Origin of the sequence: Nonomuraea sp. CA-143628, from assembly GCF_050942315.1 — a bacterium.
Classification (GTDB): domain Bacteria; phylum Actinomycetota; class Actinomycetes; order Streptosporangiales; family Streptosporangiaceae; genus Nonomuraea.
This window is the reverse complement of sequence record NZ_CP192072.1, coordinates 11,478,469-11,490,229: the sequence shown is the minus strand read 5'-3', so window position 1 is coordinate 11,490,229 and position 11,761 is coordinate 11,478,469. Positions and strand designations below refer to the sequence as shown.

Below are 11,761 nucleotides of genomic sequence, written 5' to 3'. Positions count from 1 at the left end.
CCGGCCGCTGACCAGGGCGAAGAGCGTACGAGCGGGCGGGCCTCCAGTCTCACGGAGTCCCGCCCGTTCTCGTTGACGCTCGTGGGTTGCCTCAACCCCTACCTGTTCGTGAACCCCCACACGGTCAACCGCGCCAGGCCAGTCAGCAACGTCTACGTCAACAAGACGATCGGGATCCCTGTCCAGACCATCCGCGAGGACCGGATCCTCCACGAGGCCATCGCCACCGGCGGCGGCGTCCGCCGTCTCTGCGACCTGTTCGGCCTCAGTATCGCCGACGCCGAACGCTATGCCTCCGTCGTCGGTGGTGAACTGACCACCGCCGACGAAGACCACTGAGTCTTCGTCACCTTTGAACATGCAGGTCGGAGGCTCTGGCGTGGCGCCCGCTCGGGGTACTCACGCTGATCACGGGCAGGAGTCTGCGGTCTTGATCATCTGTCATGTCATCGGTCGTGGCTGTTACGTTTGGGTCAGTCCCTCCTGCCGGCACGTTCGATGATGGCGAAGCTTCACTGATGCACCCACGTTCACCACCCGGCCCAGGCTTGGCTAGAACGGAGTCGCCGAGGCCGGCGTCGGCTGGTGTAGGGCTGCCCGCCCAAGGATCATCCGACGGCAAGCCCGACCCCGCGCTGATCGCATGCTCGCGCGGACACCTTGACGATCTTGGTCGACGCCCACTTCAGCGACGGGCCGACATCATTGAGCCGCCGAACTCCTTGCGCCAAGAGTCGAAGTCGATCTTCTGGGACCCGAACTCCTCCAGCCAGTCCACGAACCGGGCGCCGTACTTCTTGCCTCCCGACCCGAGGATCTCATCCGCTTCCGGGTCGGTGGGCGGGGTCAGGCCGAACGTCTCCTGCAGCCAAGCCACGTACGCCTCATGCCCAGGGGAGTGCTCCTCGTCGAGGTCCGCCTCGCGCTCCTCGTCCCAAGGGGCGAACCACTCGTCGTCGATCGCGAGCAGTCGGAACAGGTTGCGCAGGCCCTCAATGATGTCGAGATCACCTTCGTCACCGAAGCGGATGACAGGAAGTGTGGCGAAGTCAGTGCGGTCGTCGCAGTGCCACAGGGCGTAGAAGGAACCCGAGCCGGTGGCCTGAGCGAAGGGGGTGAGCCGGTCGAGGTGGCCTCGTGCCTCCTCTTCCCGCCCCTCTAGGCACAGCCACTCCACCAAGCCGGCGTTGGGTCGGTCGTACTCATAGAACTCGAACCCGTCCGAGAAGGCGTCCTCTCCAGGGCCGTCGGAGAACTCCTTGAGCGAGTTCAGTTCGGGAATGGGCGAATAGGCGTCGGTCATATCAGCTCCGGTGCGGAATCGAGTGGGTGACATATCCGGTGCGCACGCTACCGCCCGGGACTGACACCGAAGGCAGCCCTGTTCGAAAACAGGCGTCCAGTCGTGCAGGACCCCTCGGTGGTCCGTCCCGATCCGGCGCTCAGTGGTCGCCGGATCACGCCGCACCCTGCCGCCAGAGGATGAAAAGCCTCAGTGATGGCGATGGTTCAGTGCTCGCACAGGTAGAACTCTCGCTCGTAGAGCTGCTCGTTGTGTTCGTCGACGAAGAATTTGCGTTCCTGCATGAGTTGTTCGCGGTAATTTTTGGCTTGTTCCAGCGTCATGGTCGATGTGGCAGACCATGGCTGTTGCGGAGGCACATCGGATGTCGAGACAATCGTTACCGACGGGTCTACTAGGAAGAACGCCAGGATTTTGCGATACCCCGGCCGGGTGGGGTCCGTGAGGTGAAACGAGCCGACGCGGTGTTGCAGAATGTTCGGGAACGCCAGGCAGCGGCCTGCTGGGGTCGATGCCGATCCCAGCACCTGATTAAGTGGGTCTTCGTCGTTCAGGCCATAGACCTCACGCACACCGATGTCATCATTCTGTTCGTAGTCCGGGTCGTCGACTGCTGCCCGGAAACTCAGCCGACTTTCTGTGATGTTCTCGCTGTCCCAGTAGTAAATTCCGGTCGAGACGATCCGCTCGTTCATCATCCCCTCGACATGCCAGGAACCGCCGGGGTACTCGGGCTTGTCCGGGGTGAGATGAATAGTGGCGAGCTTGACGATGACCTGGAGACGACGGCCGCGCAGGTCGACTCGGGCGGAGTCATCGGGCGACGCGGGCGGGATGAAGGCCGAGGCGTCCGGGACGACCAGGTCGAATTCCTCCGCGGCTTCTTCCCCTGCCTCGTAGGCGTCATCGTCGTCGGAGGGTTCGACCGCCTCGTCCGGAGCCTGGTCGTACCACGTGTAAGGATCGGCCTCGATCCGCAGGGGCCGCGGATGGCGCAGATCGGTGAGCACGTTCTCCAGCAGCGGGCGCAGGCGCGCAAACAGGACTGGCAGGACGGAGGCAAGTTCGCGATGAGCCACGGGGTGGACATTGTTGATGTACGAACGGAAGACAACTTCGCCGTCGTCGCCGACCTCGACATCCGTGGGCAGCCACTGGAATTTCTCCGAGAATTCGTATCGCGAACTGCCGGCTGCCGGGCTCTGCCATGCCCGCTCGGGTGCACCGCTCGCCTGACGTACGAGGCAGAATAATGAGGGATGAACCAGATCCAGTACCTGGTCATTGGATCCCGGATGCCAATCCTGCTCCGCTTCGGGGACCTGTTCCAAAACCCGAACCGCCTCGCGCAGCCGGGACCTGAGCTCCTCGTCGACCAGTGTGTCCGACTGCCACACCCCATCGACGGCGGACACCTCGATGCCGGTTCGCTCGTCCCGCAGCTCGGCGTAATACGCGAGTTCGGCAAGCACATAACGAATCTGGGCTTCGGTCAGGCCCTCGGCAACCGATTCGCGCGTCCACTTGGCGACGATTCCGGGGTCGTTCATCTTGACAAACCATCCGGGCTTCGCCCGAATGTGGGCGCTGCACTGCATCATCTGAAGTTCCCGCAATGTTCGGGGCTCCGCGAACGATACTGTGCGGGAAGCAAGAAAGGGTAGTGGGAAAGCAGACAGGTCAGTCAACTCTCTCGGTCCTCCCAGTTGATGTTTAAGCATTCATCAGCTCTGTGACGCTTTGTGATGCTTGCTGGTCAGTCGGTCAGGCGATCGGGGGCACCCAGAGGTGGCCGGTGGAGGCTCGGCGGATCGAGTCCAGGGCGATCAGGCTGTGTTCGCGGGTCGAGTCGAGGTAGGAGCGGACCGCCAGCCAGGCGGCGGCGCCGGTCTCGGGCTGATGGCAGCCGGGGATCTTCACCTGGGTCTTGACCGGTCGAAGCGCGCGGTACTTCACCAGTGTTGTTGGTGGGGGGCACCATCGCGGGGTTGTCGGCGAAGCGCAGATGACCCGCGCCTGCTCCACGACCAAGGCGGCAGGCTCGTCATACGACGGATGCCCATCCACAGCCTGCACCGAAAGATCATCCCACGAGCAGCACGACGCGCACGCCGTACCCGATCTTGAAGCCCTGATGGATGCTTGCGCCTGAGGACAGCGTCCTTTGAGACCGCTCCATGGACGCATCGTGGACCAACAGCGCTGGAGGTTCCGCCGGCGATCGATGCAGAGGCCGCTGCGGTCGGCCGCTGCGGCCTGTCCGTCGTTGACCGGCTCTTCGCACTTCCGGTGGAGGACTTGGGCCCCGGTGTGGTCGTCGTGGCTGGCAGGTGCTCGCCTACGACTCGATGATCGCGATGAGGGCCGCGGTGAAGGGGGCGGGGTCAAGATCGCCCCGTACGGCGAGTTGCTGGGTGTAGCCGTGGCAGAGGGTCACGAAGGCCTCGGCGATCCGTTCCGCGTGCGCGCGCTTGTGGTCGGGCAAGAGTGCGACGACTGCCTCGCGCATCTCCGCGAGTTGGCGGTGGACAAGAGCGGCAAGGCTCGGAGCGACGGCAGCCTCGGCGTAGATCTGGGCGACCAGTCGGGCGTGATCCTCCTCGCGCGCCAGGGTGCGAATGTGCTGAAGGAAGTCGTGGATGGACTCGGCGGTCAGCTCTGCGGGGAACGCCTGGCTCGCTTGTTCACAGATGGCGGCGATGATCTCGTCCTTGCCCTTGAAGTACCGGTAGATCGCCCCTACGGAGAGCCCGGAGGCTTCGACGAGGTCGGGCATGGACGTTCGTGCGAAGCCATGAGCGGCGAAACAGGCGCGGGCGGCGTCGATGATCTGCTGACGGCGGGAGTCGAGGTGGGCCTGGCTGACCTTCGGCATAAGAGAATGACCATTCGTTTTACGTGCTAGTGTCATCGACCGTACCCCAACTCCGCCTGCCTCCGAGGAGACTGCCGTGCGCTATCAGACCTTCGGACGACACAGCGGCCTGCGGGTCTCGGAGTATGTGCTGGGCACGGCCAACTTCGGCGCGGCCCCAGCCGCGGCGGGCCTGGAAGGTGCCAGGGCGATCTTCGAGTCATTCGTGGCGGCCGGTGGGACCACCTTCGACGTCTCCAACATCTACCAAGACGGTGAGGCGGAGACCGTTCTGGGCGACCTGCTGGGTCGCGAGCGCGACGACTACGTTGTGATCACCAAGTACAGCGGGAGCAGGAGTGCCCAGGTCCGCCCCGGCACCACAGGCAACAGCCGCAAGACCATGATCCGGTCTCTGGAGGAGACCCTGCGACGGTTGAAGACCGACTACGTTGACGTCTTCATGCCGCACTTCCCCGACGGCGTCACCCCGATCTCGGAGATCCTGGCCGGCTTCGAGGACCTGATTCGGGCGGGCAAGATCCGCTACGGCGGCCTGTCGAACTTCCCGGCCTGGCGGGTCGCCGGCGCCGCTGTCAGGTCGGAACTGGCCGGAGACAGAACGCTGGTCGGCATCCAGACCGAGTACAGCCTGGCTGAGCGCTCCGGGGAGCGGGAACTCATCCCGATGGCCCAAGCACATGGGCTGGGCGTCGTTCTCTATTCCCCGTTGGCAGGTGGTCTACTGACCGCGAAGTACCGTCATGGCGAGCAGGGGCGACTCAGCGCACGGGCCGCGGCCGACGGTACTGTCGGCGAGGGCGGTGAGCAGCGCACCGCCGTGCTCGACGCGGTCCTCGCCGTGGCCGCTGAGATGGGTACCGGCCCGGTCCAGGTCGCACTGGCCTGGCTGCGTCAGCGCGCTGCGCGGGCCCAGACCTCGATGATCCCCATCGTTGGGCCTCGCACCCCGGCCCACCTGACGGGATACCTCGACGCCCTGGGCATCGAGCTCGACCCACACCACTACCAGTTGTTGGATGAGGTCAGCGCGATCAGGCTCGGTGCTCCCCACGAAGACGTGGCCGGCGCGCTGGCCCACGGCATCGACGGGGACCGGAGTCTCTTCGACGACCCGCCCATCCCGGTGACCTGAAACACCGACCCAACCGCCCGCCACGGCTGATCCCGGCCATCGCGCTGTCACGCTGGTGGAAGCCTGGTCCACGGCGCCCCAACTACCTGAGCTCCAGGCCATGATCGGCGCCGTCACCGCAGGTCGCGACCTACCCCTCTACACCCCACCATGATTCACCGGACTACCGGCAATGTTCGCATTTCTTCATGAAGGGCTGGAGCATCCAGAGATTCTGGCAGGGCTGTCAAGCCCTAACGGATCGCGAAACTCGATGACTCGCCATCGCGTGAGTTGAGTCGTTCGAATCGCCATTCTTCGACGGCGACGCCGGCGGCCGTGCGTAGCCAGCGGTGAAGGTGGACTTCGGGACGTCGATCTCGTCGAGGACCTCGGCGATGGTGGGTGGTATGGCCTTGGGTCGCGTTGGCATGGTGGTGATTGCCTTTCGGGCATCGTGGACGTCTCGGTCCGGGTGAACGCCGCGGAGAAACCAGAAAACTGCCGGATTTTCTGGAAGATGACCGACGCCGAGGGTCAGATGCTGTTCTCGGGCAAGCGCGCGATGTTCCTCGATGTCCAAAGTAGGTGCGCTCTGACCTGCGGTTTTATTTGTCCAACAGGGCGAGCGCCACTTTGGACGACCTCTGGACAAAGATCCCTTGGCCGGCCGGAAAGCCGCGTGCCAGCATGACGACCGGGGCACGCGCCACGGACGCTTTTCCTGTTCGAGGCGCGCGGATATCGATGACGGAGGGAAAAAGAAATGTCCAAGGTAATGCGCTCACTGGCGCTCGCGGCAGGCACGATTTCCGTGGCCGTGTCGCTCGGCGGCGGCGTCGCCTATGCCGCGACCACGTCCGCTTTCACGGCAAAGGGCGCGAAGGTGGTGTGCAACGTCCCCGGCACCGGCAACACCACCGTCTGGGGCAAGTGCTGGAACAACGGCAACAAGACCGGTCAGGCGCGTTTGGTGTACTGGTGCAAGAACATGATCGGCAATGGTTCGCAGCAGCACAGCACCGGCTGGAAGAAGGTCAAGCCCGGCAAGACGGTCAAGTTCGTGGGTGAATGCACCTTCAAGGCCCGCAACCCCGACTTCCACATTCGCTGACCTCGTCCCGGAGATGCGTTCCTGCCCGTCCGGGGGCACGGATCGGGAACGCATCTCCTCAAAGCAGCGCTTACGTCGTCACGACCACCTCCACGACGCCGTGGTGGACCTGGACGGTGGCGGCGACGATCGACAGGCCGAGTCCAGGGCCGTCGCCGACGGCTCTGCGGCCCGCGGACGAGCCCCAGGACAAGCCGATCTGATTGTGGATGTATCCAAAATGCATCCGCCGCACCCGGCGAAACTCACTACTCCGGAAGGAACCCGATGCGAGTCCTTGCTCTCCTGGCGGCAGGCACCACTTTCTTCGCCGCCCCACTGGCCGCGCAGGCCGCCACCGGCTCGGCCCCAGGCCTGACCCTAGTCGCGAGTTCGAGTGCCCAGCGCGCGGCCGCCGCCTGGCCCTCCTGTGTGAAAGCCACCCGCACCAAGCTGAACAACAACGGTTGGTCCGATCCCAAGTGGCAGGTCCGGGTGGCAAACAACTGCGCCAGCAGGATCAAATACTCGATCGTGCGCGACCGGCAGTCCGACTTCGGCTATGTGGCGGTCGCCCCCGGTAAGACCAGCTCTCGCAACATCGGCAAGTACTCCTTCGGGCACAGTGCCTCCGAGCCCGATGGCGTGAAGATCTACTACCGGGGCACCCGCTACACGAAGCGCTTCTGAGGCAAGGACGGGCGGCAGAGGACTTCCCTGCCGCCGATGTTTCTCTCCTTCGTCGGGGCGCCGGCGTGGGTTAGGGCGTGTCTTAGAACCCTGCCGCGTTGATCGCGCCGCACCGGGACGATCTCGGTGTGGTGCGAGGAGACTTGAGTGATGCGCAGTGGGCGGTGCTGGATCCGTTGTTGCCGGTCGCGGCGACAGGCAGGCCGGCGTTGTTCCGGCGCAGGCTGATCGACGGGGTTCGGTATCGGGTCCGGACCGGGGTGCCCTGGCGTGACCTGCCCGAGGAGTACGGCCCCTGGCAGACGGTGTAAGGGCTGTTCCGCCGCTGGCAGCGCGAGGGCGTGTGGGCGATGCTGCTCACCAAGCTCCAGACCGGGGCCGACGCCGCTGGGCGAATCATCTGGGACGTGTCGGTGGACTCCACGATCAGCCGGGCCCACCAGCACGCCGCCGGTGCCCGCCGCGACGGCGCAGCCCAGAACGAGTCGCCCGGTGGGGTGGAGACCGAACCGGCCGATCACGGCCTGGGCCGCTCCCGCGGCGGCCTGACCAGCAAGATTCACCTGGCTTGCGAACACGGGCAGCGCCTGCTTTTTCTGGCCGTCAGCGCTGGGCAGCGCGGCGACAGTCCACAGTTCGTGCCGGTGTTGGAGGCGATCCGGGTGCCCTGCCCGGGTGCTGGTCGTCCTCGCTGCCGCCCGGATCGGGTGCGGGCCGACAAGGCCTACTGCTCGAGGGCCAACCGGGTCTACCTGCGGCGTCGGGGTATCCGGGCCACGATCCCGGAACGCCGCGATCAAGCCGCCGGACGGAAACGCCGCGGCAGTGCCGGCGGTCGGCCGCCGGTGTTCGACCGGGAGGACTACAAGCTGAGGCACGCCGTGGAGTGCGGGATCAATCGCCTCAAGCGGCGCCGGGCCGTGGCCACGCGTTACGACAAGCTCGCCGTCCGCTTCGCTGCCACCCTGACCATCGCCGCCCTGGCCGACTGGCTGTGAACCCCGGTCGTGACCTGCGATGCTGGTCACAACCGGATCGCCAGAGTCTTGGGGGAAGTCGATGCCCGCTTCGTACTACCGTGCGGACGCCGAGAACGGCGACGGCATCGACGACCCGTCTGAAGACGCGCTGGTCATGATGTTCGGCGAGCTGAACCACATCGACAACACGTTCGTCGTCATCCAGCCCGACGCCGACGACCCAGCCTGGTTCGCCTCGGTATCCCTGCTGGACGAGGGCGGCTACGAAGTCGAGCTACGCGATGTTCGTCATCGCGAACACGAACTGACCACTCAAAGCGACATCAGCCGCATCGCCAAAGACGTCACCATCTGGATGGCTGCTCGCAACGGTGCCAAGCCGTCAGCCGACTTCTAAGCTAAGACACGCTCTAGGGTCTCAGCCGAGCTGGCCGGTGGGCCGCACCACAAGTTGGCTGATGTCGACGCCCTCGGGCTGGTTGACGGCGAACAGGATCGCGTTGGCGATCTGCTCGACGGTCAGCGCCGGTGCCGCCTGCGGGGTTCCGCCGCGCTCGTCCCAGAACGGGCTGTCCACGACGCCCGGGGCGACGAGCGTGACGCCGACGTGGTCCTTGGCCACCAGCAGCCGGACGTTCTCGACCAGCGCGTGCACGGCCCACTTGGTGACCGAGTACATGTTGCCGGGCGTGTTCCTGATGCCCGCGACCGAACCGACGACCACGATCCGGCCCTTGGACTCCCGCAAGTACGGCAGTGTCTCGCGCACCAGCAGAGCCGGGCCGAGGACGTTGGTCAGGACCATGGAACGCATGGCCTCGGGGTCGTGGTCCTCCAGCGTGCCAGGCAGGGAGAAACCGGCGTTGGCGATGACGGTGTCGAGCCGTCCCCAGGTGTCCACGACCTGACGCACGGTGGCGGCGACATCGCTGGCGTCGCCGGCGTCACCGGCGATCGTCAGCAGCTGCTCCCCGGCCCCGGCCGAGGCGGCGAACGCGGCCAGCCGCTCGGCGTCGCGGCCGGTGACCGCCACGCGGTGCCCCTGCTTGAGCAGCGCCCGGGCGGTGGCCGCGCCGATCCCGCTCGAACCGCCGGTGACCACAGTGACGGGTTCCATGAGACGGCCTCCTCATCGACGGCGGCGTCGGCAGGGAATCCAGTTGTTGATCAACGCCGACCGACGCATGATATCCGACCCACTCGACGTCACCGTGATGATCCCAGAGTGCTGAGACGGCTCACCTCGGCGGGTCGTGGCTGGGGAGTTCAGACGTCGCGGTGGGCGTGCCGGGCGGAAGGCCTGATCCTGGGTTGGCTCCGGCCCTTCGGCCGGTGCGTCCAGCGCGGATGGCTGGGCTTCCCAGGCACGGCCCGGAGTTCCAAAAGTGTTGGCGCATCCGGGGTCCTTACCGTCGTAGGGTTGCGCGTTCGCTGGTGCTGCGGTCATCGCGACCGATGAGATCGCCGCTACGGACACCGCAACCGCTGCTCTATGGAGCTTCACGTCGAACCGACTCCTTCGCGACAGGCCCAGGCATGCGAGGACGGCCAGAAAGCACTCCGCATGCCCAGGGTTCTTTGGGTTGACCGTCAATTACCCTGCGGGTCAGGACGACTAGCGGCAGGCGACACCCGTGAGGCTACGACGACCGTTGCAGCTCTCGTGAGGGCCAGTGGCGTCCTCGTGCATCACGTGGATGCTCACGCACAGGTTCTTGCCGTAGACCTTGACCGGGCCGGTGTAGTACGTGAAGCTGCCTTGTTCCCGGTCGTAGTTGTTCTTGATGGCGTCCTCGGCGTAGCGCTCGTTGTACATCTCGATGGACAGCGGGGTCTTCTCGCCGTAGCGGGCGCACGCTCCGCCCCATCCTGCGAAGGAGGCAGTCATCTGATGCAGCTGAACTCGTCCATCGTCGTCCCGCAGGACATTCGGCAGGTGTGGCGCTTCCTCGGTGATCCGCTGACCGCGCCCCGCTGGGATCGCAGTATCGCGGAGGTGGTCCCACTGTCGACCGCGCCCGTCGGCGTGGGATACGAGGCGATGACCGTCGCGCCGTCGGGCAAACGCCAGCGGTTCCGCATCACCCAGTACGACGCCGAGCGGGAATTGGCCTTCGTGCTGCTGGAGTCCCGCCTGTTTCGGCGGGCCGAACTCAGGTTCCGGCTTGATCGCGTACCGGATGGGACCCGAATCCTCCACCGGATCGACCTGGATCTACGTAGCCCGCTGCTCGCTCCGGTGTTACGGCTGACGACCCGGAAGGCCCTCGGTACCGACATGGAATATCTGCGGGAAGCGCTGGAAAGGGACACTCACGACTGAGAGTCAACCTTTTCGGGAGCCACCCGCTCTGCGTTCATGGTGCCTCTCGTCCGGGGTGGAGCGGAGAAACTCGAGCCTGTGATTTCATGCTGTCGTCAACCTGGCGACGATATCCCCTGCTGACGACCTCGACCGGATTGTCCAGCAGCTCAGCGAACCCCAGCTCAGCACCGCCCACAAGGGTAGTGTCATCTCCCAGTGCCGCTATCCGCAGTTCCACTCGTTCGCGCGAAACCGGCAATACATTGGCCGCGATACGACTCCGCACCTGTTCTGAGGCCCCTCGGTAAACATCGCGCAGTATCCCGCCGAAGACCACCACACCCGGGTTGAACAGGTTGATCAGATTGGCCACCCCGACACCCAGCCAATCCCCCACATGGGTAAGTGCCGCTCTGGCGGTTTCGTCGCCTCGCTCAGCGGCATGTACCACGGACGCCACCGCGTCCCGCCCGATCAACCCAGGGGGCCAGTTGGCCGCGCTGAGCAGCGCGTCCTCCCCGGCCTCCGCTTCCAGGCAGCCGCGCGAACCGCATCCGCACGGCCGTCCGTCATGGGCGTTCACGATCATGTGACCGGCCTCGGCGGCGTAGCCGTCATTGCCGTCCAGACGTTTGCCGTCGACGATGATGCCGCCGCCCACGCCGACATCGCCGTGCAGATAGATGAGATTCCGGAATCCGATCCCAGCGCCCCTCTGGTTCTCCGCGACCGCGCCCAGGTGAGCTTCGTTGCCGACCCGCACAGGCAGGCCCAGGGCCAAACGGCGCTCAAGTTCCGGCCCGAATGCCTGATCCACCCAGCCGGTGTTGGGCCCGAATCGGACGGTGCCGTCAGCTGGCCGGATCATGCCGCAGAACGACGCGCCAATGCCGACGCACACGGCATCGCCGGGAACGTCGCGGAGCAGTTGGCGGGCGAACTCGGTGAGAGTTCCAACGACATCGTCCAGGTCGGGGTACTTGCGTTGGCGTACGGCCTCACGGCGATCGAGTATCACGCCGCCCAGGCCCACTCGCGCGGCCAGCAGTCGGTCCACTGCCACGTCGAAGGCAAGCACGAATACGCGATCAGTGTTTGGGCTGACCACCAGGGACGGCCTGCCCGCTCTGTTGGTGTCTTGGGGGAGCCTTTCCTCGACCACGCCCAGTGCGGCGAGTTCGGAGGTCAGCCCCATGATCGTGGTGCGGTTCAGCCCCAGCTTCTCCCCGAGCACAGCACGCGAAGTCGGACCGTTCAGGTGGACATGGCGTAATAACGCCCCGAGGTTCCTCCGGCGGATCTCTTCATTAGGCGCCCCGGGTTTTGTGATCTTCATGACCCGAGTCTTCCGGCTACTTCACTCCATTTCCACAGTATCTCGGTCCACGGAGATCTTCCGGT

General features: G+C 65.3%; 14 protein-coding genes and 2 pseudogenes. 7 read left to right on the top strand and 9 right to left on the bottom strand.

Annotated elements, in window-relative coordinates:
• The first annotated feature begins 72 nt into the window (after positions 1-72).
• Entirely contained in the window at positions 73-339 is a 267-nt protein-coding gene (locus ACQP2T_RS51910; protein ID WP_433512188.1) for a hypothetical protein, read from the top strand.
• Between the two features lie 346 nt (positions 340-685).
• On the opposite strand, the gene ACQP2T_RS51905 is transcribed toward ACQP2T_RS51910, so the two are convergent.
• The 5 genes and pseudogenes from ACQP2T_RS51905 to ACQP2T_RS51885 all read right to left on the bottom strand — a co-directional run bounded on the left by ACQP2T_RS51905 (position 686) and on the right by ACQP2T_RS51885 (position 4,178).
• Positions 686-1,303 (bottom strand): hypothetical protein, encoded by a 618-nt coding sequence (locus ACQP2T_RS51905; protein WP_433512187.1) that lies wholly within the window; start codon positions 1,301-1,303, stop codon positions 686-688.
• 206 nt (positions 1,304-1,509) lie between these two features.
• A complete protein-coding gene (locus ACQP2T_RS51900) occupies positions 1,510-2,853 on the bottom strand; it encodes a DUF4246 domain-containing protein (protein WP_433519941.1) in 1,344 nt (447 codons plus the stop codon).
• A gap of 21 nt (positions 2,854-2,874) precedes the next feature.
• Positions 2,875-3,024: pseudogene (locus tag ACQP2T_RS51895) on the bottom strand (hypothetical protein); the annotation flags it as partial.
• Positions 3,025-3,067: 43 nt separating this feature from the next.
• Entirely contained in the window at positions 3,068-3,379 is a 312-nt protein-coding gene (locus ACQP2T_RS51890) for a hypothetical protein (protein WP_433512186.1), read from the bottom strand.
• A gap of 262 nt (positions 3,380-3,641) precedes the next feature.
• A complete protein-coding gene (locus ACQP2T_RS51885; RefSeq protein WP_433512185.1) occupies positions 3,642-4,178 on the bottom strand; it encodes a TetR/AcrR family transcriptional regulator in 537 nt (178 codons plus the stop codon).
• 76 nt (positions 4,179-4,254) lie between these two features.
• Here ACQP2T_RS51885 and ACQP2T_RS51880 point away from each other — a divergent pair, with 76 nt between their 5' ends.
• Both ACQP2T_RS51880 and ACQP2T_RS51875 read left to right on the top strand, forming a co-directional pair.
• A complete protein-coding gene (locus ACQP2T_RS51880; protein ID WP_433512184.1) occupies positions 4,255-5,313 on the top strand; it encodes an aldo/keto reductase in 1,059 nt (352 codons plus the stop codon).
• A gap of 745 nt (positions 5,314-6,058) precedes the next feature.
• On the top strand, positions 6,059-6,406 hold the full coding sequence (locus ACQP2T_RS51875; protein WP_433512183.1) for a hypothetical protein: 348 nt from the start codon (positions 6,059-6,061) through the stop codon (positions 6,404-6,406).
• A 70-nt stretch (positions 6,407-6,476) separates the two neighbouring features.
• Here the strand turns inward: ACQP2T_RS51875 and ACQP2T_RS51870 are convergent, their stop codons facing one another.
• Positions 6,477-6,632, bottom strand: coding sequence for a hypothetical protein (locus ACQP2T_RS51870; RefSeq protein WP_433512182.1), 156 nt, complete (start codon positions 6,630-6,632; stop codon positions 6,477-6,479).
• A 41-nt stretch (positions 6,633-6,673) separates the two neighbouring features.
• On the opposite strand from ACQP2T_RS51870, the gene ACQP2T_RS51865 reads away from it, so the two are divergent.
• From ACQP2T_RS51865 to ACQP2T_RS51855, 3 genes and pseudogenes are all read left to right on the top strand, one after another.
• Complete coding sequence (locus tag ACQP2T_RS51865; RefSeq protein WP_433512181.1) at positions 6,674-7,075, top strand: hypothetical protein; 402 nt, start codon at positions 6,674-6,676, stop codon at positions 7,073-7,075.
• 128 nt (positions 7,076-7,203) lie between these two features.
• A pseudogene (locus ACQP2T_RS51860) lies at positions 7,204-8,073 on the top strand (IS5 family transposase).
• A gap of 19 nt (positions 8,074-8,092) precedes the next feature.
• Positions 8,093-8,452: a hypothetical protein gene (locus ACQP2T_RS51855; RefSeq protein WP_433512180.1), complete on the top strand. Its 360-nt coding sequence runs from the start codon at positions 8,093-8,095 to the stop codon at positions 8,450-8,452.
• A 21-nt stretch (positions 8,453-8,473) separates the two neighbouring features.
• Here ACQP2T_RS51855 and ACQP2T_RS51850 read toward each other — a convergent pair whose 3' ends face one another.
• Both ACQP2T_RS51850 and ACQP2T_RS51845 read right to left on the bottom strand, forming a co-directional pair.
• Positions 8,474-9,172, bottom strand: a complete 699-nt coding sequence (locus ACQP2T_RS51850) for an SDR family oxidoreductase (RefSeq protein ID WP_363992123.1) — start codon at positions 9,170-9,172, stop codon at positions 8,474-8,476.
• 498 nt (positions 9,173-9,670) lie between these two features.
• Positions 9,671-9,943 (bottom strand): hypothetical protein, encoded by a 273-nt coding sequence (locus ACQP2T_RS51845; protein ID WP_433512179.1) that lies wholly within the window; start codon positions 9,941-9,943, stop codon positions 9,671-9,673.
• Positions 9,944-9,946: 3 nt separating this feature from the next.
• Here ACQP2T_RS51845 and ACQP2T_RS51840 point away from each other — a divergent pair, with 3 nt between their 5' ends.
• Positions 9,947-10,378, top strand: coding sequence for an SRPBCC family protein (locus ACQP2T_RS51840; RefSeq protein WP_433512178.1), 432 nt, complete (start codon positions 9,947-9,949; stop codon positions 10,376-10,378).
• Positions 10,379-10,412: 34 nt separating this feature from the next.
• On the opposite strand, the gene ACQP2T_RS51835 is transcribed toward ACQP2T_RS51840, so the two are convergent.
• Positions 10,413-11,696 (bottom strand): ROK family protein, encoded by a 1,284-nt coding sequence (locus ACQP2T_RS51835; RefSeq protein WP_433512177.1) that lies wholly within the window; start codon positions 11,694-11,696, stop codon positions 10,413-10,415.
• Positions 11,697-11,761 lie beyond the last annotated feature (65 nt).

What these genes read in the sequence shown, in the direction of transcription:
- ACQP2T_RS51905 (WP_433512187.1), bottom strand. Translation starts at nt 1,303, where the DNA reads ATGACCGACGCCTATTCGCCCATTCCCGAACTGAACTCGCTCAAGGAG.
- ACQP2T_RS51900 (WP_433519941.1), bottom strand. Translation starts at nt 2,853, where the DNA reads ATGAACGACCCCGGAATCGTCGCCAAGTGGACGCGCGAATCGGTTGCC.
- ACQP2T_RS51885 (WP_433512185.1), bottom strand. Translation starts at nt 4,178, where the DNA reads ATGCCGAAGGTCAGCCAGGCCCACCTCGACTCCCGCCGTCAGCAGATC.
- ACQP2T_RS51875 (WP_433512183.1), top strand. Translation starts at nt 6,059, where the DNA reads ATGTCCAAGGTAATGCGCTCACTGGCGCTCGCGGCAGGCACGATTTCC.
- ACQP2T_RS51870 (WP_433512182.1), bottom strand. Translation starts at nt 6,632, where the DNA reads ATGCATTTTGGATACATCCACAATCAGATCGGCTTGTCCTGGGGCTCG.
- ACQP2T_RS51865 (WP_433512181.1), top strand. Translation starts at nt 6,674, where the DNA reads ATGCGAGTCCTTGCTCTCCTGGCGGCAGGCACCACTTTCTTCGCCGCC.
- ACQP2T_RS51855 (WP_433512180.1), top strand. Translation starts at nt 8,093, where the DNA reads ATGCTGGTCACAACCGGATCGCCAGAGTCTTGGGGGAAGTCGATGCCC.
- ACQP2T_RS51850 (WP_363992123.1), bottom strand. Translation starts at nt 9,172, where the DNA reads ATGGAACCCGTCACTGTGGTCACCGGCGGTTCGAGCGGGATCGGCGCG.
- ACQP2T_RS51845 (WP_433512179.1), bottom strand. Translation starts at nt 9,943, where the DNA reads ATGACTGCCTCCTTCGCAGGATGGGGCGGAGCGTGCGCCCGCTACGGC.
- ACQP2T_RS51840 (WP_433512178.1), top strand. Translation starts at nt 9,947, where the DNA reads ATGCAGCTGAACTCGTCCATCGTCGTCCCGCAGGACATTCGGCAGGTG.
- ACQP2T_RS51835 (WP_433512177.1), bottom strand. Translation starts at nt 11,696, where the DNA reads ATGAAGATCACAAAACCCGGGGCGCCTAATGAAGAGATCCGCCGGAGG.